Source organism: Pseudomonas sp. PL-6, from assembly GCF_054110165.1.
In genome coordinates this window covers 4,104,309-4,124,642 of the sequence record NZ_CM134189.1, presented here as the reverse complement: position 1 = coordinate 4,124,642, position 20,334 = coordinate 4,104,309, and the positions used below count along the sequence as shown (strand labels likewise).

The window sequence follows — 20,334 nt, the reverse complement described above, 5'->3', positions numbered from 1 at the left end:
CAGTTTGGGGGAATTCCGGTAAGCTTTGCCGCCCTGCAGAATTGCCCCCTCCGATCATGCGTGTTGCCGATTTCCACTTCGATCTTCCCGAGTCGTTGATCGCCCGTCATCCCCTGGCCGAACGTCGGGCCAGCCGTCTGCTGCAACTGGACGGGCCCAGCGGCGAACTGCGCCACGGCCAGTTCACCGACCTGCTCGGCCATCTGCGCGCCGGCGATCTGATGGTGTTCAACAATACCCGGGTGATTCCGGCGCGGTTGTTCGGCCAGAAGGCCTCCGGCGGCAAGCTCGAGGTGCTGGTGGAGCGGGTGCTGGATCAGCACCGCGTGCTGGCGCACGTGCGTTCCAGCAAATCGCCCAAGCCCGGTTCGCAGATTTTCGTCGACGGTGGCGGCGAGGCCGAGATGGTCGCGCGTCACGACGCCCTGTTCGAGCTGCGCTTTACCGAGCCGGTGCTGCCGTTGCTCGAACGCGTCGGTCATATGCCGCTGCCGCCTTATATAGACAGGCCGGACGACGAGGCCGACCGCGAGCGCTACCAGACCGTCTACGCCGAGAAGGCCGGTGCGGTGGCGGCGCCCACCGCCGGGTTGCACTTCGACGACGAGCTGCTGGCGGCGATCCGCGCCAAGGGCGTGGACACCGCCTTCGTCACCCTGCACGTCGGTGCCGGCACCTTCCAACCGGTGCGTGTCGAGCGGATCGAAGACCACCATATGCACAGCGAATGGCTAGAGGTCGGTCAGGACGTGGTCGACGCCGTGGCCGCCTGCCGGGCGCGGGGCGGTCGGGTGATCGCGGTGGGCACCACCAGCGTGCGCTCGCTGGAGACGGCGGCGCGCGATGGCGAGCTAAAGGCCTTCAGCGGCGACACCGACATCTTCATCTACCCGGGCCGCCCCTTCCATGTGGTCGATGCCCTGGTGACCAATTTCCATTTGCCCGAGTCGACCCTGCTGATGCTGGTGTCGGCCTTCGCCGGCTACGCCGAGACCATGGCCGCCTACCGCGAGGCCGTGGCGCAGGGCTATCGCTTCTTCAGTTACGGTGATGCCATGTTCATCACCCGCAATCCCGCCGCGCGCGGGCCCGAGGTTTGAGTATGTCGCGCACCTGTCGCATGTCCTTCGAGTTGCTGGCTACCGACGGCAAGGCCCGTCGCGGCCGGCTGACCTTCCCCCGTGGCGTGGTCGAGACCCCGGCCTTCATGCCGGTGGGCACCTACGGCACGGTCAAGGGCATGCTGCCGCGCGACGTCGAGGATATCGGCGCGCAGATCATCCTCGGCAACACCTTCCACCTGTGGCTGCGCCCGGGCATGGAAGTGATCAAGAAGCACGGCGACCTGCACGACTTCATGCAGTGGCAGGGGCCGATCCTCACCGACTCCGGCGGTTTTCAGGTGTTCAGCCTGGGCGCGATGCGCAAGATCAAGGAGGAGGGCGTGTACTTCGCCTCGCCGGTCGATGGCGCCAAGGTGTTCATGGGCCCGGAAGAGTCGATGCAGGTGCAGCGCGACCTGGGCTCGGACATCGTGATGATCTTCGACGAATGCACGCCGTACCCGGCCGAGTTCGACGTGGCCAAGCGCTCCATGGAGCTGTCGCTGCGTTGGGCCAAGCGTTCCAAGACCGCGCATGGCGAGAGCACGGCGGCGCTGTTCGGCATCGTCCAGGGCGGCATGCACGAAGAGTTGCGCATGCGCTCGCTGGAAGGGTTGTGCGAGATCGGCTTCGACGGCCTGGCCATCGGCGGTCTGTCGGTGGGCGAGCCGAAGGAGGAGATGATCCGCGTACTGGACTTCCTGCCGCCGCAGATGCCGGCCGACAAGCCGCGCTACCTGATGGGCGTGGGCAAGCCGGAAGACCTGGTCGAGGGCGTGCGCCGCGGGGTGGACATGTTCGACTGCGTGATGCCGACGCGCAATGCACGCAACGGCCACCTGTTCGTCGATAGCGGCGTGGTGAAAATCCGCAACGCCGTGCACAAGCACGACGACTCGCCGCTGGATCCGAGCTGCGACTGTTACACCTGCAAACACTTCTCCCGCGCCTACCTGCATCACCTGGACAAGTGCGGCGAAATGCTCGGTAGCATGCTCAATACCATCCATAACTTGCGGCATTATCAGCGGGTTATGGCTGGTTTGCGCGAGGCTATCGGACAGGGTACATTGGCCGCCTTTGTCGAAAGCTTCTATGCCAAGCGCGGCCTGCCCGTGCCGCCGCTGGACTGATTCCCAAACGATTCAACATCCTTTCCATTAGGAGTGATACATGAGCTTTTTCATCCCCGCCGCCTACGCTGACACCGCTCCGGCTGCCGGCCCTGCCGGTAGCGGCTTCGAGTGGGTGTTCCTGATCGGCTTTCTGGTCATCTTCTACCTGATGATCTGGCGTCCCCAGGCCAAGCGCGCCAAGGAGCACAAGAACCTGCTCGGTAGCCTGCAGAAGGGCGACGAGGTGGTGACCAGCGGCGGTATCGCCGGCAAGGTGACCAAGGTGGCCGACGATTTCGTGGTGATCGAGGTTTCCGACAGCGTCGAGCTGAAGTTCCAGAAGCAGGCCATCGCCGCCACCCTGCCCAAGGGCACGCTGAAAGCCATCTGATTCGGTTGTTAGTTTTCCACTCGACGGGGCGCTTTTAGCGCCCCGCGTCATAAGCGGGCGGCTCGTTCATGCTCAATAAATACCCTCTGTGGAAGTACCTGCTGATTCTGGCCGTATTGGCCGTCGGCCTGGTGTACTCCATCCCCAATCTCTATCCGGACGATCCGGCCGTGCAGATCAGCGGCGCCAGCTCGGCGCTGAGCATCGAGCAGGCCGATCTCGATCGTGCTGGCAAGGCGCTGCAGGATGCCGGCATCGCGGTCAAGGACATCGGCCTCGACGAGCGCGGCCGCACTGGCCTGATCCGTCTGACCAAGCAGGATGACCAGCTGCCGGCCAAGGACGTGGTCCGCCGCGCTCTGGGCGACGACTACGTGGTGGCGCTGAACCTGGCGCAGACCACCCCCGACTGGCTGCGCAGCCTCGGCGCCAGCCCGATGAAATTGGGCCTGGACCTGTCCGGCGGTGTGCACTTCCTGCTGGAAGTCGACATGGACAAGGCGTTGGATGTACGGCGCAAGGTCTACGAAGGCGAGATCAAGAGCCTGCTGCGCAAGGAGCGCATTCGCTACCGCAGCATGCCGGAACAGGACGGTCGCATTCAGCTCGGCTTCGCCGACAGCGATGCGCTGGAGCAGGCTCAGCGCCTGATTCGCAAGGACTTCAACGATTTTGAGATCACCACCGTCGAGCGCGGTGGTCAGCAGGTGCTGCAACTCGGCCTGACCGCGGCGAAGATCGCCGAGATCCGCGAGTACTCGATCAAGCAGAACCTCACCACAGTGCGCAACCGGGTCAACGAGCTCGGCGTGGCCGAACCGCTGGTGCAGCGTCAGGGTGCCAACCGTATTGTGGTCGAGCTGCCGGGCGTGCAGGACACCGCCGAAGCCAAGCGCATCCTCGGCAAGACCGCCAACCTGGAATTCCGCCTGCAGGCCGATTTCGACGCGCCGCGCGGCGCCACCGAAACCTTCGGTTTCCGCGAGGAAGGCCGGCCGCCGGTGCAGCTCGAGCGCGAGCTGATCATCACCGGCGATCAGGTCACCGACGCCCAGGCCAGCTTCGACGAGAACGGTCGACCGCAGGTCAATATCCGTCTCGACGGCCACGGCGGCGACCTGATGAACCGTGCCACGCGAAACAACGTGGGGCGCAGCATGGCGGTGATCTTCATCGAGCAGAAGCCGGTGACCCGCTACGTGCGTCAGGTGGTCGACGGTGTCGAGCAGGAAGTGGCCGTATCGTCCTTCGTCGAGGAGAAGAAGATCATCAGCCTGGCGACCATCCAGTCGCCTTTGGGCAGTCAGTTCCGCATCACCGGCCTCAACGGCCAGGGCGAATCATCCGAGCTGGCTCTGCTGCTGCGTGCCGGCGGCCTGGCGGCGCCGATGTACTTCGCCGAGGAGCGCACCATCGGCCCGAGCCTGGGTGCCGAGAACATCGCCAAGGGCATCGAATCCACCGAGTGGGCGATGATCTTCGTGGCGCTGTTCATCATCGCCATCTACCGCTTCTTCGGGGTGCTGGCGACCGTCGCGCTGGCGTTCAACCTGGTGTTGCTGGTCGGTCTGATGTCGGCCATCGGCGCCACCCTGACCCTGCCGGGCATCGCCGGTATCGTGCTGACCCTGGGCATGGCGGTGGACGCCAACGTGCTGATCTTCTCGCGTATCCGCGAGGAGCTGGCCAATGGCCTGCCCGTGCAGCGCGCCATCCACGAGGGCTTCGACCGCGCCTTCTCGGCAATTCTCGACAGTAACCTGACCACCCTGCTGGTCGGCGGCATCCTGTTCGCCATGGGCACCGGCCCGGTCAAGGGCTTCGCGGTGACCATGTCGCTGGGCATCGTCACCTCGATGTTCACCGCCATCATGTTCACCCGTGGCCTGGTCAACCTGATCTTCGGTGGTCGTAACTTCAAGAAGCTGTGGATCTAGCCATGATCAAGTCAACCATTCGTTTCATGGCGGTGCGCAACATCGCCTTTACCATGACCCTGGTGCTCACCCTGGTCGGGCTTGGGGCGCTGTTCGCCAAGGGCCTGAACTTCGGTCTGGATTTCACCGGCGGTACCCTGGTCGAGCTGCAGTACGAGCAGCCGGCCGACCTCGAGCTGATCAAGCGCGAGCTGGGCCAGGCCGGTTACGCCGACGCCGTGGTGCAGAGCTTCGGTGCCAGCACCGATGTGCTGGTGCGCCTGGCGGGCGATGACCCCGACCTGGGCAACCGGGTGGCCGAGGCCCTGCGCAAGGTCGACAGCACCACCGAGTTCGAGGTCAAGCGGGTCGAGTTCGTCGGTCCGCAGGTGGGTGAGGAACTGCGCGACCAGGGCGGCATCGCCATGCTTCTGGCGCTGGGCGGCATCCTGCTGTACCTGGCGTTTCGCTTCCAGTGGAAATTCGGCGTCGGCGCCATCGCCTCCCTGGTGCACGACGTGGTGGTCACCCTTGGCGTGCTGGCGTTCTTCCAGATTCCCTTCGACCTGACCGTGCTGGCGGCGGTGCTGGCGATGATCGGCTACTCGCTGAACGACACCATCATCATCTACGACCGCATCCGCGAGAACTTCCGCATGCTGCGCAAGGCGTCGCTGATCGAGAACATCGACATCTCGATCACCCAGACCCTGCTGCGTACCATTGCCACCTCGTTGTCCACCGCGCTGGCCCTGCTGGCGCTGCTGTTCTTCGGCGGCGACGTGCTGGCGGCCTTCGCCCTGACCCTGCTGGTCGGCGTGGTGGTGGGTACCTATTCGTCGGTGTACATCGGCGCCGTGGTGCTGATCTGGCTGAAGCTGAGCGTCGAGGATCTGATTCCGCCGGCCGTCGAAGCCGAGGCCGACGACGGGCGCCCCTGAGGCTGTGACCTGCTTCATGTAATGCGCACGCGGGCCGCGACAGGGCGAACTTGTCGCGGCCTTCTGCTGTCCTAGGCAGGGAGAAAGGCGCGAGTCGCCGAGCCTAGGAGAGAATCATGAACAAGTCGATGTTGATCGGTACCGTGCTGGGCGCTGTCGGCGTTACCGCTGGCGGCGCGGTTGCCACTTACAGCCTGGTCGATCGCGGCCCGCAGTACGCCGAGGTGCTGGCGGTGACCCCGGTCAAGGAAACCATCAAGACGCCGCGCGAGGTGTGCAAGGACGTCACCGTCACCCGTCAGGCGCCGGTCAAGGATCAGCACCAGATCGCCGGCACCGCCATCGGCGCCATCGCCGGCGGTCTGCTGGGCAATCAGGTCGGCGGCGGCAGCGGCAAGAAGATCGCCACTGTGGCCGGTGCGGTCGGCGGCGGCTACGCCGGCAACAAGATCCAGGAAGGCATGCAGGCGCGCGACACCTACACCACCACCGAAACCCGCTGCAACACCGTGACCGATACCAGCGAGAAGCTGGTGGGGTACGACGTCAAGTATCAACTGGGCGAGCAGGTTGGCACCGTGCGCATGGACCGCGATCCGGGCGCTCAGATTCCGGTTAACAAACAGGGTGAGCTGGTGCTGGTGCAGCAGGCGCAATAACCGCCGTTCATAAAAAAACGCCCCTCGGGGCGTTTTTTTATTGTCGGGCGACTGGTGTTCAGCGCTTCATCGACGGCGCCAGGTGCGGCTGGATGGCGGTCAGCACGGCCTTGAAGCACTTGGTGTTGCCGGCGACGATCTGGCCCTTCTCGAGGAATTCGTGGCTGCCGCTGAAGTCGCTGACCAGGCCGCCTGCTTCCTGAATCAGCAGGGCGCCGGCGGCCATGTCCCACTCGGACAGGCCGAACTCCCAGAATGCGTCGTAGCGACCGGCGGCGACGTAGGCCAGGTCCAGGCTGGCGGCGCCGGCGCGGCGCAGGCCGGCGGTCTGGCCGACCAGGCTGCGGAACATGTTCAGGTAGTTGTCCAGATGATCGAGCTGGCCATCGCGGAACGGGAAGCCGGTGCCGAGCAGGGCGCCGTCCAGGCTCTTGCGGTTGCTCACGCGCAGGCGGCGGCCATTGAGGGCGGCGCCGCGGCCGCGGCTGGCGGTGAATTCTTCCTGGCGCACCGGGTCGAGCACGATGGCGTGCTCCAGGCGGCCGCGGTACTTGCAGGCGATGCTGATGGCGAAGTGCGGCACGCCGCGGATGAAGTTGGTGGTGCCGTCCAGCGGGTCGATGATCCACTGGTAGTCGGCGCCTTCGCCGCTGCCTTCCAGTGCACCACCTTCCTCGCCGAGGAAGCTGTGGGTCGGGTAGGCCTTGCGAATGGCCTGGACGATCATCAGTTCGGCGGCGCGATCGACCTCGGTGACGTAATCCTTGGCATCCTTCTCGTCGACCGAGATGACGTCCAGGCGCTCGATGGAGCGAAAGATCATTTCACCGGCGCTGCGAGCGGCGCGCAGGGCGATATTCAGCATGGGCTGCATGGAAGGTTCACCTGGGGCGTTAAAGAAAGCCGGCCATGTTAGCAGAAAAGTCCGGCGGATGCAGTGCCGTCTGTACGCCGCATGGCATTAATCCGAGGGCTTGGGTAAGATCGTTGCCCCCTTGTCGTCTCTGAGAGTGCCTGCGTTGCTGGACAATATTCGCGTGGTTTTGGTCAACACCAGTCATCCGGGCAATATCGGCGGCGCGGCGCGGGCGATGAAGAACATGGGTCTGTCGCGTCTGGTGCTGGTAGATCCCGAGGATTTTCCCAGCGGCGATGCGGTGGCGCGCGCCTCCGGCGCCACCGATATCCTCGATGCGGCGCAGGTGGTCGGTACGCTGGAGGAGGCGCTGGTCGGCTGCAGCCTGGTGATCGGTACCAGTGCGCGGGATCGGCGCATTCCCTGGCCGCTGCTCGATCCGCGCGAGTGCGGGGTGACCAGTTGTGAGCAGGCTGCCGCTGGCGGCGAGGTGGCGTTGGTGTTCGGTCGCGAGTACGCCGGGCTGACCAACGAGGAGCTGCAGCGCTGTCAGTACCACGTGCATATCCCGTCCAATCCCGAGTTCAGTTCGCTGAACCTGGCGGCGGCGGTGCAGGTGCTGGCCTACGAAGTGCGCATGGCCTGGCTGGCTGCTTCGAGCCTGCCGACCAAGGTGGAGAAGCTGGAAACCACTGCCATGCTCAATTCCCAGGCGGCCACGGCGGATGAGCTGGAGTCCTTCTACGGCCACCTGCAGCGGGTGCTGGTGATGATCGGTTTCCTCGATCCGCTGAAGCCGCGGCACCTGATGACCCGTCTGCGTCGCCTGTATGGGCGCAGTGCGGTGAGCAAGTTGGAAATGAATATCCTGCGCGGCATTCTCACTGAGACCGAGAAGGCCGTGCGCGGTGAGCCTCACAAGCAGGGGAAGTCCGATGTTTGAGCGCATGCGAGAAGATATCCAGAGCGTGTTTCACCGCGATCCGGCGGCGCGCAACGCCTTCGAGGTGGTCACCTGCTACCCGGGCCTGCATGCGGTCTGGCTGCATCGCGTTGCCCACGCCCTGTGGCGCTCGGGCTGGAAGTGGTTGGCGCGGGTGGTGTCCAACTTCGGCCGCTGGCTGACCGGTATCGAGATTCATCCGGGGGCGAAGATCGGTCGGCGTTTCTTCATCGACCACGGCATGGGCATCGTCATCGGCGAGACCGCCGAGATCGGCAACGACGTCACGCTCTATCAGGGCGTGACCCTGGGCGGCACCAGCTGGAACAAGGGCAAGCGCCACCCGACCCTGGAAGACGGCGTGGTGGTCGGTGCCGGGGCCAAGGTGCTCGGCCCGTTCACAGTCGGTGCCGGTGCCAAGATCGGCTCCAATGCAGTGGTGACCAAGGAGGTGCCGGCCGGCGCCACCGCGGTGGGGATTCCCGGCAAGATCATCGTCAAGTCCGACGACGAGCAGGAGGCCAAGCGCCAGGCGATGGCCGAGAAGATCGGCTTCGATGCCTATGGCGTCGGTCAGGACATGCCGGACCCGGTGGCGCGCGCCATCGGCCAGCTGCTCGATCACCTGCATGCGGTCGACGGCCGTCTGGAGGGGATGTGCAAGGCGCTCACCGCCCTGGGTAGCGACTATTGCGCCAAGGACCTGCCGGTGCTGCGCGACGAGGACTTCGCCGAGGTGTGCAAGGACCAGCAGCAGGGCGACAAGCCGGCGGCCTGATGCGCGGCGAGGTGGTCTTTGCTATGATGGCGCCTCTTTTTGTGCTCAATCCCGAGTAAATCAATAGGTCTTATAGTTGACTTAAATACTCGGGAATCGCATACTTCGCCGCAATTCAGTGATTCGTGGTAGAGCCATGCGACTGACCACCAAAGGCCGTTACGCCGTTACCGCCATGCTCGATCTGGCGTTGCACGCGCAGCACGGTCCCGTATCCCTGGCCGATATTTCCGAGCGGCAAGGTATCTCCCTGTCCTACCTGGAGCAACTGTTCGCCAAGCTGCGGCGCGGCAATCTGGTGTCCAGCGTGCGCGGGCCGGGCGGTGGCTACCAGCTGTCGCGCGATATGCGCGGCATCCAGGTGGCCCAGGTGATCGATGCGGTCAACGAGTCGGTGGATGCCACCCGTTGCCAGGGGCAGGGCGATTGCCATGCCGGCGACACCTGCCTGACCCATCATCTGTGGTGCGACCTCAGTCAGCAGATTCACGAGTTCCTCAGCGGCATCAGCCTGGCCGATCTGGTCGCGCGTCGCGAGGTGCAGGAAGTCGCGCTGCGCCAGGATCAGCGCCGCTGTACTGGCAGGGCCGTGCCACACCTGGACAAGATTGAAGCGTCCGCCGTCGAATGAGCAGGGCGTTTGCCTGATAGGAGAAGCCTGATGAAATTGCCGATTTACCTCGATTACTCCGCTACCACCCCGGTCGATCCGCGTGTGGCGCAGAAGATGAGCGAGTGCCTGCTGGTCGATGGTAACTTCGGCAACCCGGCTTCGCGTTCCCACGTGTTCGGCTGGAAGGCCGAAGAGGCGGTGGAAAACGCCCGCCGCCAGGTCGCCGAGCTGGTCAATGCCGACCCGCGCGAGATCGTCTGGACCAGCGGCGCGACCGAGTCCGACAACCTCGCCATCAAGGGCGTGGCGCACTTCTACGCCAGCAAGGGCAAGCACATCGTCACCTCGAAGATCGAGCACAAGGCGGTGCTGGACACCACCCGCCAGCTCGAGCGCGAAGGTTTCGAGGTTACCTACCTGGAGCCTGGCGAAGACGGCCTGATCACCCCGGCCATGGTCGAAGCCGCGCTGCGCGACGACACCACGCTGGTGTCGGTGATGCACGTCAACAACGAGATCGGCACCATCAACGACATCGCCGCCATCGGCGAGTTGACCCGCTCGCGCGGCGTGCTGCTGCATGTCGATGCGGCGCAGTCCACCGGCAAGGTGGAGATCGACCTGGACAAGCTCAAGGTCGATCTGATGTCCTTCTCCGCGCACAAGACCTACGGCCCGAAAGGCGTCGGCGCCCTCTACGTACGGCGCAAGCCGCGCGTGCGCCTGGAGGCCCAGACCCACGGCGGCGGCCACGAGCGCGGCATGCGCTCCGGCACCCTGGCCACCCACCAGTGCGTTGGCATGGGCGAGGCCTTCCGTATCGCCAAGGAAGAAATGGCTGCGGAAAACCAGCGCGTCAAAGCTCTGCGCGATCGTTTCTACCGCCAGCTCGAAGGCATGGAAGAGCTGTACGTCAACGGCAGCCTGACCCAGCGCGTGCCGCACAACCTCAACCTGAGTTTCAACTACGTCGAGGGCGAGTCGCTGATCATGGCGCTCAAGGACCTCGCCGTGTCGTCCGGTTCCGCCTGCACCTCGGCTTCCCTGGAGCCGTCCTACGTGCTGCGCGCCCTGGGCCGCAACGACGAACTGGCGCACAGCTCGATCCGCTTCACCTTCGGCCGCTTCACCACCGAAGAGGAAGTCGACTACGCCGCCGCCAAGGTGCGCGAGGCGGTGGACAAGCTGCGCGAACTGTCGCCCCTGTGGGATATGTTCAAAGAAGGTGTCGACCTTTCCTCCGTGGAATGGGCAGCACACTGATAGCTGCCCGAAGAGCGGCACCTGATGAGAGAGGAATAGCACCATGGCTTACAGTGACAAGGTCATCGACCACTACGAGAACCCGCGCAACGTCGGCAAACTGAATGCCGAAGATCCGGACGTCGGCACCGGCATGGTCGGTGCGCCGGCCTGCGGCGACGTGATGCGCCTGCAGATCAAGGTCAACGAGAGCGGCGTGATCGAAGACGCCAAGTTCAAGACCTATGGCTGCGGTTCGGCCATCGCCTCCAGCTCCCTCGCCACCGAGTGGATGAAGGGCAAGACCCTGGACGAGGCCGAGAGCATCAAGAACACCCAGCTGGCCGAGGAACTGGCGTTGCCGCCGGTGAAGATCCACTGCTCGGTGCTCGCCGAGGACGCCATCAAGGCGGCCGTGCGCGATTACAAGCAGAAGAAAGGCTTGCTCTAAAGACGAGGTTTGCAATGGCCATCACCATGTCTGAAGCGGCGGCTCGCCACGTGCAGCGTTCCCTCGATGGGCGCGGCAAGGGCGAGGGCATTCGCCTCGGTGTGCGCACCACCGGTTGTTCGGGTCTGGCCTACGTGCTCGAGTTCGTCGACGAACTGGCGGCCGAGGACCAGGTGTTCGAGAGTCACGGCGTCAAGGTGATCATCGACCCCAAGAGCCTGGTGTACCTCGACGGCACCGAGCTGGATTTCGTCAAGGAAGGCCTCAACGAGGGCTTCAAGTTCAATAACCCCAACGTGCGCGGCGAATGCGGCTGCGGCGAGAGCTTCAACGTCTGAGGCTATCGCGTGGGTACTCCTTGTCATTTCGCCCTGTTCGAGCTGCAGCCGAGTTTTCGTCTCGATCTCGAGCAATTGGCCGCGCGCTATCGCGAGCTGGCGCGCCAGGTTCACCCGGATCGTTTCGCCGACGCCGGCGAGCGCGAGCAGCGCCTGGCGCTGGAGCGCTCGGCCAGCCTCAACGAGGCCTACCAGGTGCTGAAGACGCCGTCGCGGCGTGCGCGCTACCTGCTGGCCCTGAGTGGCCCCGAGCTGCCGCTGGAGGTGACGGTGCAGGATCCGGACTTCCTCCTGCAGCAGATGCAGCTGCGCGAGGAGCTGGAGGAGCTGCAGGACGACGCCGACCTGGCTGGCGTGGCCGCCTTCAAGCGCCGCCTCAAGGGCGCGCAGGAGCAACTCAACGACAGCTTCGCCGCCTGCTGGGACGATGACGCCCGGCGCGAGGAGGCCGAGCGCCTGATGCGCCGCATGCAGTTCCTCGACAAGCTCTCCCATGAAGTGCGCCAGTTAGAAGAGCGCCTCGACGATTAACCCGTGGGTTGCCCCGGCAGCCTGCCTGATGATTTCAAGAAGACCATGGCCTTATTGCAGATCGCCGAGCCAGGGCAGAGCCCGCAACCCCATCAGCGTCGGCTGGCGGTGGGTATCGACCTGGGCACCACCAATTCTCTGGTCGCCGCCGTGCGCAGCGGCCTGGCCGAGCCCATCGCCGATGCCGCGGGCAAGGTCATCCTGCCGTCGGCCGTGCGTTATCACGAAGGCAGCGTCGAGGTTGGCGAGTCGGCCAAGCTGGCGGCCGCCCGCGACCCGCTCAATACCGTGCTGTCGGTCAAGCGCCTGATGGGCCGCGGGATCGCCGATGTGCATCAGCTCGGCGAGCAGATGCCTTATCGCTTCGCGGTCGGCGAGTCGCATATGCCCTTTATCGAGACGGTGCAGGGCGCCAAGAGCCCCGTCGAAGTCTCCGCGGAAATCCTCAAGACGCTGCGCCTGCGCGCCGAGCAGGCCCTGGACGGCGAGCTGGTCGGGGCGGTGATCACCGTGCCGGCCTATTTCGACGATGCCCAGCGTCAGGCCACCAAGGACGCCGCGCGCCTGGCCGGCCTCAACGTATTGCGCCTGCTCAACGAGCCGACCGCCGCCGCCGTGGCCTACGGCCTGGATCAGAAGGCCGAGGGCGTGGTGGCGATCTACGACCTGGGTGGCGGTACCTTCGACATTTCCATCCTGCGCCTGACCGGCGGCGTGTTCGAGGTGCTGGCCACCGGCGGCGACAGCGCCCTGGGCGGCGACGATTTCGATCACGCCGTGGCGGACTGGATCATCGGCCAGGCCGGCCTGTCCAGCGACCTCGATCCGGCGACCCAGCGCAGCCTGCTGCAAACCGCCTGCGCGGCCAAGGAAGGGCTGACCGCCGCCGACAGCGTCGAGCTGGCCCATGGCGACTGGAGCGGCACGCTGTCGCGCGCGCAGTTCGAGGCGCTGATCGAGCCGATGCTGGCACGCAGCCTCAAGGCCTGCCGCCGCGCCGTGCGCGACTCCGGCGTCGAGCTGGAGGAGGTCAGTGCGGTGGTCATGGTCGGCGGCTCCACCCGGGTGCCCAGGGTACGCGAAGCGGTCGGCGAGCTGTTCGGTCGCACGCCGTTGACCAATATCGATCCGGATCAGGTGGTGGCCATCGGTGCCGCGATCCAGGCCGATACATTGGCCGGCAATCATCGCGGCGACGGCGAAGAGCTGCTGCTGCTCGACGTGATCCCGCTGTCGCTCGGCCTGGAAACCATGGGCGGGCTGATGGAGAAGCTGATTCCGCGCAACACCACCATTCCGGTGGCGCGCGCGCAGGACTTCACCACCTACAAGGATGGCCAGACGGCCATGATGATCCACGTGCTGCAGGGCGAGCGCGAACTGATCGCCGACTGCCGCTCCCTGGCGCGCTTCGAGCTGCGCGGCATCCCGCCGATGGTCGCCGGCGCGGCGAAGATCCGCGTGACCTTCCAGGTCGATGCCGACGGTCTGCTCAGCGTCGCCGCCCGCGAGCTGGGTTCCGGGGTGGAGGCGAGCATTCAGGTCAAACCGTCCTACGGCCTGACCGATGGCGAGATCGCGCGCATGCTGCAGGACTCCTTCCAGAACGCCGGCGACGACAAGGCCGCCCGTGCCCTGCGCGAGCTGCAGGTCGACGCCCAGCGCCTGATCGAGGCGGTCGAGGCGGCGCTGCAGGCCGATGGCGAGCGTTTGCTCGATGCCGAGGAGCGTGAGGTCATCGAATTGCAGGTGCATGAGCTGCGCGAGCTGCTCGCCAGCAATGACGGCCCGGCCATCGAGCGGCAGAGCAAGCGTCTGTCGCAGGTGACCGACGCCTTCGCCGCTCGGCGCCTGGATTCGACGGTAAAAGCCGCGCTGGCCGGGCGCAATCTGAACGAGATCGAGGACTAAACTGATGCCGCAGGTCATTTTTCTGCCCCACGAGCGGTTCTGCCCGGAAGGCATGGTGGTCGAGGCGGAGCCCGGCGTTTCCATCCTGGAGTTGGCGCACCAGCACCATATCGAGATGGAGAGCGCCTGCGGCGGCGTGTGTGCCTGCACCACCTGCCATTGCATCGTGCGCGAGGGCTTCGATTCGCTGAACGAGGCCGACGAGCTGGAAGAGGATTACCTGGACAAGGCCTGGGGGCTGGAGGCGCAGTCGCGTCTGGCCTGTCAGGCGCGAGTCGGCGAGGAAGACCTCACCATCGAGATTCCCAAGTATTCGCTCAATCACGCGGCCGAAGCGCCGCATTGATCAGGAAAACAGCATGAGTCTGAAGTGGACCGATGTGCTGGAAATCGCCATCCAGCTCAGTGAACGCAAGGCGGATGTCGACCCGCGCTACGTGAATTTCGTCGATCTGCACCGCTGGGTGCTGGAGTTGCCGGATTTCGCCGACGACCCGCAGCGCGGCGGCGAGAAGGTGCTCGAAGCCATTCAGGCGGCCTGGATCGAAGAACTCGACTGAAACAGGCGCTCATGGCGCCCGGCCTACGCTTTTAACCGGAACCCGCGTATAATTCGCGGGTTTAATTTTTCGCTTTAACCCTAAGTTTCTGGAGCTTCACATGGCCGTTCAACGTACTTTCTCCATCATCAAGCCTGACGCCGTCGCCAAGAACGTCATCGGTGAAATCACCACCCGTTTCGAAAAGGCCGGCCTGCGCGTCGTCGCGTCGAAGATGGTGCAGCTGTCCGAGCGCGAGGCCGCTGGCTTCTACGCCGAGCACAGCGAGCGCGGCTTCTTCAAGGATCTGGTTGCTTTCATGACCTCCGGTCCGGTCATCGTGCAGGTGCTGGAGGGCGAGAACGCCGTTGCCAAGAACCGCGAGCTGATGGGCGCCACCAACCCGAAGGAAGCCGCTGCCGGCACCATCCGCGCCGATTTCGCCGTGTCCATCGACGAGAACGCCGTACACGGCTCCGACTCCGAGGCTTCGGCTGCGCGCGAGATCGCCTACTTCTTCTCCGCCACCGAGCTGTGCGCGCGCATTCGCTGATCACGGCGAAAGATGCGAGGGTGAAGCCATGACCAATACCACCGGCAAGATCAACCTGCTGGGCCTGACCCAGCCGGAAATGGAACAGTTCTTCGAGTCCATCGGCGAGAAGCGCTTTCGTGCCGGCCAGGTAATGAAGTGGATTCACCACTTTGGCGTCGATGATTTCGCCGCCATGAGCAATGTCGGCAAGGCCTTGCGCGAGAAGCTCGAGGCCTCTGCCGAGATTCGCGGCCCGGAAGTGGTCAGCGAAAACATTTCTGCCGATGGCACGCGCAAGTGGGTGGTGCGCGTGGCGTCGGGCAGCTGCGTGGAAACCGTGTACATCCCGCAGAACGGCCGCGGCACCCTGTGCGTGTCGTCGCAGGCCGGTTGCGCCCTGGATTGCAGCTTCTGCTCCACCGGCAAACAGGGTTTCAACAGCGACCTGACCAGCGCCGAGATCATCGGCCAGGTGTGGATCGCCAACAAGTCTTTCGGCAGCGTGCCGGCGAAGATCGACCGTGCCATCACCAACGTGGTGATGATGGGCATGGGCGAGCCGCTGCTGAACTTCGACAACGTCGTCTCTGCCATGCAGATCATGATGGACGATCTGGGTTATGGCATTTCCAAGCGCAAGGTGACCCTGTCCACCTCGGGCGTGGTGCCGATGATCGACAAGCTGGCCGAGGTGATCGACGTGTCCCTGGCCCTGTCGCTGCACGCGCCCAACGACGAGCTGCGCAACCAGCTGGTGCCGATCAACAAGAAGTACCCGCTGGACGTGTTGCTGGCGGCGTGCAAGCGTTACGTCGCCAAGCTTGGTGAGAAACGCGTACTGACCATCGAGTACACCCTGCTCAAGGGCGTCAACGATCAGCCCGAGCACGCTGAGCAGATGGTCGCACTTCTGGCCGATGTGCCTTGCAAGATCAACCTGATTCCGTTTAATCCCTTCCCCTTCTCGGGTTACGAGCGGCCGAGCAACAACGCCATCCGCCGTTTCCAGGACCTGTTGCACAAGGCCGGGCACAACGTCACCGTGCGCACCACGCGCGGCGACGATATCGACGCCGCCTGTGGCCAGCTGGTTGGCCAGGTCATGGACCGTACCCGTCGCAGCGAGCGCTATATTGCCGTGCGCCAACTGGGCAGCGAGGCGCAAGAGTCTCGCCCCGCCGCCAATCGAAGCTGAAGAGAGGATGCCCATGACCCTGCGCCCTGCGCTGTTATTGCTAGTTGCCAGTCTGCTTGGCGGTTGTGTGACCACGGGGGATGTCGACCCCATGCGTACGGCGAAGGGGCGCGACGAGGCACGCGATGCTTATGTGCGTCTGGGGATCGGTTATATGCAGAAAGGGCAAACTGAGCGGGCTAAGCGTCCTCTGCGCAGTGCCTTGGAACTTGATCCGTCAAATGCCGATGCGCATGCGGCTCTTGCTTTGGTCTTTCAGGTGGAGATGGAAAGCAAGCTCGCCGACGAGCATTTTCGTAAGGCGCTGTCGCAACGTCCGCAAGATGCCCGCCTGCTGAACAACTACGGTACCTTCCTCTATGAGCAAAAGCGCTACGACGAGGCACTGACCCGTTATCAGCAAGCTTCCGAGGACCCGCTCTACTCGGAACGTTCGCGTGTTTTCGAGAATATAGGTATGACTTTCCTGGCATTGGGGCAACGCGAGGAGGCCAAGAAGTATTTCGAACGCTCCCTGCGTTTGAATAGTCAGCAACCTCGGGTGCTGCTGGAAATGGCCCTGCTTTTTTATGATGCACGCGAGTACGTGCCGGCGCGTGATTACTATGAGAGTTTCAGCACACTCGCGGAACAGAACGCCCGCAGCCTATTGCTCGGTGCGCGTCTGGCGGAGGTCTTCGAGGATCGCGACACGGCCGCCAGCCTGGGCCTGCAACTGCGCCGGTTGTATCCGGCGTCTCAGGAATATCAGCAATACGTTTCGGGGCAACAATGAAAGCGGCGCATAGCGAAGTCACCCAGCCGATGCCGAACAATCCGGGCGAGAGCCTGCGTCAGGCCCGCGAGATCAAGGGCTGGAGCGTCGCCGAAGTGGCGGGGCAGCTCAACCTGACGCCACAACGTCTTAGTCAGCTCGAGGCGGGCGCCTTCGACAAGCTGCCGGGCACCACCTTCGCCCGCGGTTATATCCGCGCCTATGCCAAGTTGCTGGAGCTGGACCAGAACCGCCTGGTGCTGGAGTTCGACCAGTTCACCGGCACCGATGCCAGTGGCAGCAGCGTGCACAGCCTCGGGCGCATCGAGGAGCCGGCGCGCTACTCGCAAAGCATTCTGCGTCTGGTCAGTTTCCTGCTGCTGCTGGCCCTGATCGGCGCCGGTTTCCTCTGGTGGCAGGAGCAGGGGCGTCCTGCGCCGGACCTGGCCGGCCTGGGGCTCGAACAGGTGGAAGTGGACGGCGCCGATGGCACCACCCAGGTGCACTCGCTGGCCGAGCCGGAAGACCAGGCGGTGGTGGCCGCCCAGGGCGGCGAGCCGACCAGCCCGCTGCTGTTGCCGGTCGAGCCGAGCGAAGCCGTGGACGGCGCGGCCGACAGCGCTGCCGAGCAGGCGGCCGCCGAGCCCGCCGCGAGCGAGTCCAGCGCTGCCGTGCCGGTGCCGAGCCAGTCCGTGCCTGCGCCAGAACCTGCGCCCAGCGAGCCGAGCAGCCCTGCTAGCGTTGCTCCGGTTGCTCCGGTTGCTCCGGTTGCTCCGGTCGCCCCGGCGCCGGCTGCTGCGGAGCCGGTCGCGCCGGTTGCGCTGGCCGCCGGGCAGGGCGCGCTCAGCGTGCAGTTCAGCGCCGATTGCTGGACCCAGGTCACCGATGCCGACGGCAAGGTGCTGGTCAGCGCGCTCAAGCGCAGCGGCGAGCGTATCGAGTTGACCGGCAAGGCGCCCATGGAGCTGCGCCTGGGCTTCGCCCGTGGCGCCCAGGTCAGTTACAACGGCGAGGCGGTCGACGTTTCGCCCTTCATCACGGGCGAGACCGCGCGCCTGAAGCTGGGGTTGTAAGCATGCATTGCGAATCGCCGATCAAGCGCCGACTGTCGCGCAAGATCTGGGTCGGCTCGGTACCGGTGGGCGGCGATGCGCCGATCGCGGTGCAGAGCATGACCAACACCGACACCAACGACGTGGCCGCCACCGTGGCGCAGATCCGTCGCCTGGAAGACGCCGGCGCCGACATCGTGCGCGTCTCGGTGCCGGACATGGACGCCGCCGAGGCCTTCGGCAAGATCAAGCAGCAAGTGCGCGTACCGCTGGTTGCCGACATCCACTTCGACTACCAGATCGCCCTGCGGGTGGCCGAGCTGGGCGTCGACTGCCTGCGCATCAATCCGGGCAATATCGGCCGCGAGGATCGGGTCCGGGCGGTGGTCGAGGCTGCCCGCGACAAGGGCATCCCGATCCGCATCGGGGTCAACGCCGGCTCGCTGGAAAAGGACCTGCAAAAGAAATACGGCGAACCCACCCCCGAGGCGCTGGTGGAATCCGCACTGCGCCATGTCGAGCACCTGGATCGGCTGAACTTCCCCGACTTCAAGGTCAGCGTGAAGGCCAGCGACGTGTTCATGGCCGTCGCCGCCTATCGCTTGTTGGCCCAGCAGATCGAGCAGCCGCTGCACCTGGGCATAACCGAGGCCGGCGGTCTGCGCTCCGGCACGGTGAAGTCGGCCGTGGGCCTGGGCATGCTGCTGGCCGAGGGCATCGGTGACACCATCCGCATCTCCCTGGCCGCCGATCCGGTGGAGGAGATCAAGGTCGGATTCGACATCCTCAAGTCGCTGCGCCTGCGTTCGCGTGGGATCAACTTCATCGCCTGCCCGAGCTGCTCGCGGCAGAACTTCGATGTGGTCAAGACCATGAACGAGCTGGAAAGCCGCGTCGAGGACCTGCTGGTGCCGCTGGACGTGGCGGTGATCGGCTGCGTGGTCAACGGCCCCGGCGAAGCCAAGGAGGCGCATATCGGCCTGACCGGCGGCACGCCGAACAACCTGGTCTATATCGACGGCAAGCCTGCCTCGAAACTGACCAATGACAATCTGGTGGATGAGCTGGAACGGCTCATTCGCGACAAGGCGGCCGAGAAGGCCGCCGCCGATGCGGCCGTGATCGTCCGCGGCTGACGCGGCGTTAAGGACTTCCTGTGAGCAAGACCCTGCAAGCCATTCGTGGCATGAACGACATCCTGCCCGAGCAGACCCCGCTCTGGCGCTACTTAGAAGGCCGCGTGGCGAGCCTGCTGGACGGCTACGGCTACCGCCAGATCCGCATGCCCATCGTCGAGTTCACCGAGCTGTTCAAGCGCTCCATCGGTGAGGTCACCGATATCGTCGAGAAGGAGATGTACACCTTCGAGGATCGCAATGGCGACTCCCTGACCCTGCGTCCGGAAGGTACCGCGGCCTGTGTGCGCGCCGTGCTCGAGCATGGCCTGGCTGGCGGTGGACAGACCCAGAAGCTCTGGTACATCGGCCCGATGTTTCGCCACGAGCGCCCGCAGAAGGGGCGCTACCGGCAGTTCCACCAGATCGGCGTGGAGGTCTTCAATATCGACGGCCCGGACATCGATGCCGAGCTGATCGTGCTCACCTGGCGCCTGTGGGGCCTGCTCGGCATCCGCGACGCGGTGACCCTGGAACTCAACAGCCTGGGCACCAGCGAGGCGCGCGCACGTTACCGCGACGCCCTGGTCGACTACCTTTCGGCACGCGCCGAGCGGCTCGACGAGGACAGCCGCCGCCGTCTGGCCAGCAATCCGCTGCGCATCCTCGATTCCAAGGTGGCCGAGACCCAGGCCCTGCTGGTCGACGCACCGAAGCTGGCGGACTACCTGGACGAGGAATCGCGCGTGCATTTCGAGGGGCTGAAGGCCCGTCTCGACGCCGCCGGCATTCCCTACGTGATCAATCCCAAGCTGGTGCGCGGCCTCGACTACTACAGCAAGACCGTGTTCGAGTGGGTCACCGACAAGCTCGGCGCCCAGGGCACCGTCTGCGCCGGCGGCCGCTACGACGGCCTGGTCGAGCAGATGGGCGGCAAGCCGACGCCGGGCGTGGGCTTCGCCATGGGCATCGAGCGTCTGGTGCTGCTGATCGAGACCCTGGACCAGGTGCCGGCGGAGATTGCCCGCCAGGTCGACCTGTACCTGTGCGCCTTCGGCGAGCCGGCCGAACTGGCCGCCCTGGCCCTGGCCGAGCGCCTGCGCGATCAATTGCCGGGGCTGCGTCTGCAGCTCAACGCCGGCGGCGGCAGCTTCAAGAGCCAGTTGAAGAAGGCCGACAAGAGCGGCGCGTTGTACGCCCTGGTCATGGGTGAAGACGAACTGGCCCGGCAAGTGGTAGGTTGCAAGCCGCTGCGCGACGACAGCGAACAACAGAACATTGCCTGGGCGGCCCTGGCCGAACACCTGGCAGCCCGTATTTAACAGGTAGTTTTCTCAACGACCTGTCATGGGGTCG

23 protein-coding genes are annotated in these 20,334 nt (G+C 64.9%); 22 read left to right on the top strand and 1 reads right to left on the bottom strand.

The window, feature by feature from the left end; genetic code table 11:
- The first annotated feature begins 56 nt into the window (after positions 1 to 56).
- The 6 genes from queA (at position 57) to ACW9UL_RS17815 (ending at position 6,125) form a co-directional block, all read left to right on the top strand.
- On the top strand, positions 57 to 1,100 hold the full coding sequence (gene queA, locus ACW9UL_RS17840) for a tRNA preQ1(34) S-adenosylmethionine ribosyltransferase-isomerase QueA (protein WP_397498546.1): 1,044 nt from the start codon (positions 57 to 59) through the stop codon (positions 1,098 to 1,100).
- 20 nt (positions 1,101 to 1,120) lie between these two features.
- Positions 1,121 to 2,236: a tRNA guanosine(34) transglycosylase Tgt gene (gene tgt, locus ACW9UL_RS17835; RefSeq protein WP_397498609.1), complete on the top strand. Its 1,116-nt coding sequence runs from the start codon at positions 1,121 to 1,123 to the stop codon at positions 2,234 to 2,236.
- Between the two features lie 40 nt (positions 2,237 to 2,276).
- Entirely contained in the window at positions 2,277 to 2,609 is a 333-nt protein-coding gene (gene yajC, locus ACW9UL_RS17830) for a preprotein translocase subunit YajC (protein ID WP_021442770.1), read from the top strand.
- Positions 2,610 to 2,677: 68 nt separating this feature from the next.
- Positions 2,678 to 4,546 carry a protein translocase subunit SecD gene (secD, locus tag ACW9UL_RS17825; RefSeq protein WP_397498545.1) on the top strand — a complete coding sequence of 623 codons (1,869 nt, stop codon included), beginning with the start codon at positions 2,678 to 2,680 and terminating at the stop codon, positions 4,544 to 4,546.
- A 2-nt stretch (positions 4,547 to 4,548) separates the two neighbouring features.
- Complete coding sequence (secF, locus tag ACW9UL_RS17820) at positions 4,549 to 5,466, top strand: protein translocase subunit SecF (RefSeq protein WP_457787829.1); 918 nt, start codon at positions 4,549 to 4,551, stop codon at positions 5,464 to 5,466.
- Between the two features lie 116 nt (positions 5,467 to 5,582).
- Entirely contained in the window at positions 5,583 to 6,125 is a 543-nt protein-coding gene (locus tag ACW9UL_RS17815) for a glycine zipper 2TM domain-containing protein (protein ID WP_021442767.1), read from the top strand.
- A gap of 58 nt (positions 6,126 to 6,183) precedes the next feature.
- Here ACW9UL_RS17815 and suhB read toward each other — a convergent pair whose 3' ends face one another.
- Positions 6,184 to 6,999 carry a type III secretion system regulator SuhB gene (gene suhB / locus ACW9UL_RS17810; protein WP_457787828.1) on the bottom strand — a complete coding sequence of 272 codons (816 nt, stop codon included), beginning with the start codon at positions 6,997 to 6,999 and terminating at the stop codon, positions 6,184 to 6,186.
- Between the two features lie 145 nt (positions 7,000 to 7,144).
- Between suhB and trmJ the strand changes: the two genes are divergently transcribed.
- The 16 genes from trmJ (at position 7,145) to hisS (ending at position 20,300) form a co-directional block, all read left to right on the top strand.
- Positions 7,145 to 7,924, top strand: coding sequence for a tRNA (cytosine(32)/uridine(32)-2'-O)-methyltransferase TrmJ (gene trmJ / locus ACW9UL_RS17805; protein ID WP_457787827.1), 780 nt, complete (start codon positions 7,145 to 7,147; stop codon positions 7,922 to 7,924).
- The gene (gene cysE / locus ACW9UL_RS17800; RefSeq protein ID WP_021442764.1) at positions 7,917 to 8,702 is read left to right on the top strand and encodes a serine O-acetyltransferase; all 786 of its coding nucleotides are present in this window, start codon (positions 7,917 to 7,919) and stop codon (positions 8,700 to 8,702) included. Before trmJ ends, cysE begins: the two co-directional genes overlap by 8 nt.
- 136 nt (positions 8,703 to 8,838) lie before the next feature.
- The gene (gene iscR / locus ACW9UL_RS17795; RefSeq protein WP_021442763.1) at positions 8,839 to 9,333 is read left to right on the top strand and encodes a Fe-S cluster assembly transcriptional regulator IscR; all 495 of its coding nucleotides are present in this window, start codon (positions 8,839 to 8,841) and stop codon (positions 9,331 to 9,333) included.
- A 30-nt stretch (positions 9,334 to 9,363) separates the two neighbouring features.
- Complete coding sequence (locus ACW9UL_RS17790; protein ID WP_021442762.1) at positions 9,364 to 10,578, top strand: IscS subfamily cysteine desulfurase; 1,215 nt, start codon at positions 9,364 to 9,366, stop codon at positions 10,576 to 10,578.
- Between the two features lie 43 nt (positions 10,579 to 10,621).
- Positions 10,622 to 11,008, top strand: coding sequence for a Fe-S cluster assembly scaffold IscU (gene iscU / locus ACW9UL_RS17785; RefSeq protein ID WP_003246233.1), 387 nt, complete (start codon positions 10,622 to 10,624; stop codon positions 11,006 to 11,008).
- A 14-nt stretch (positions 11,009 to 11,022) separates the two neighbouring features.
- Positions 11,023 to 11,346 (top strand): iron-sulfur cluster assembly protein IscA, encoded by a 324-nt coding sequence (iscA, locus tag ACW9UL_RS17780; RefSeq protein ID WP_021442761.1) that lies wholly within the window; start codon positions 11,023 to 11,025, stop codon positions 11,344 to 11,346.
- 9 nt (positions 11,347 to 11,355) lie between these two features.
- Positions 11,356 to 11,877, top strand: coding sequence for a co-chaperone HscB (gene hscB / locus ACW9UL_RS17775; RefSeq protein WP_457787826.1), 522 nt, complete (start codon positions 11,356 to 11,358; stop codon positions 11,875 to 11,877).
- Between the two features lie 45 nt (positions 11,878 to 11,922).
- A complete protein-coding gene (gene hscA / locus ACW9UL_RS17770; RefSeq protein ID WP_457787825.1) occupies positions 11,923 to 13,788 on the top strand; it encodes a Fe-S protein assembly chaperone HscA in 1,866 nt (621 codons plus the stop codon).
- A 4-nt stretch (positions 13,789 to 13,792) separates the two neighbouring features.
- Complete coding sequence (gene fdx / locus ACW9UL_RS17765) at positions 13,793 to 14,134, top strand: ISC system 2Fe-2S type ferredoxin (RefSeq protein WP_122108831.1); 342 nt, start codon at positions 13,793 to 13,795, stop codon at positions 14,132 to 14,134.
- 13 nt (positions 14,135 to 14,147) lie between these two features.
- Positions 14,148 to 14,348, top strand: a complete 201-nt coding sequence (gene iscX / locus ACW9UL_RS17760) for a Fe-S cluster assembly protein IscX (RefSeq protein WP_021442757.1) — start codon at positions 14,148 to 14,150, stop codon at positions 14,346 to 14,348.
- 100 nt (positions 14,349 to 14,448) lie between these two features.
- A complete protein-coding gene (gene ndk, locus ACW9UL_RS17755; protein ID WP_017675177.1) occupies positions 14,449 to 14,880 on the top strand; it encodes a nucleoside-diphosphate kinase in 432 nt (143 codons plus the stop codon).
- A 28-nt stretch (positions 14,881 to 14,908) separates the two neighbouring features.
- Complete coding sequence (rlmN, locus tag ACW9UL_RS17750; protein WP_457787824.1) at positions 14,909 to 16,057, top strand: dual-specificity RNA methyltransferase RlmN; 1,149 nt, start codon at positions 14,909 to 14,911, stop codon at positions 16,055 to 16,057.
- Between the two features lie 13 nt (positions 16,058 to 16,070).
- A complete protein-coding gene (pilW, locus tag ACW9UL_RS17745; RefSeq protein ID WP_457787823.1) occupies positions 16,071 to 16,832 on the top strand; it encodes a type IV pilus biogenesis/stability protein PilW in 762 nt (253 codons plus the stop codon).
- Positions 16,829 to 17,884 (top strand): RodZ domain-containing protein, encoded by a 1,056-nt coding sequence (locus tag ACW9UL_RS17740; RefSeq protein ID WP_457787822.1) that lies wholly within the window; start codon positions 16,829 to 16,831, stop codon positions 17,882 to 17,884. Before pilW ends, ACW9UL_RS17740 begins: the two co-directional genes overlap by 4 nt.
- A 2-nt stretch (positions 17,885 to 17,886) precedes the next feature.
- Positions 17,887 to 18,999, top strand: coding sequence for a flavodoxin-dependent (E)-4-hydroxy-3-methylbut-2-enyl-diphosphate synthase (gene ispG, locus ACW9UL_RS17735; RefSeq protein WP_021441919.1), 1,113 nt, complete (start codon positions 17,887 to 17,889; stop codon positions 18,997 to 18,999).
- 20 nt (positions 19,000 to 19,019) lie between these two features.
- Positions 19,020 to 20,300, top strand: a complete 1,281-nt coding sequence (gene hisS / locus ACW9UL_RS17730; protein WP_457787821.1) for a histidine--tRNA ligase — start codon at positions 19,020 to 19,022, stop codon at positions 20,298 to 20,300.
- Positions 20,301 to 20,334 lie beyond the last annotated feature (34 nt).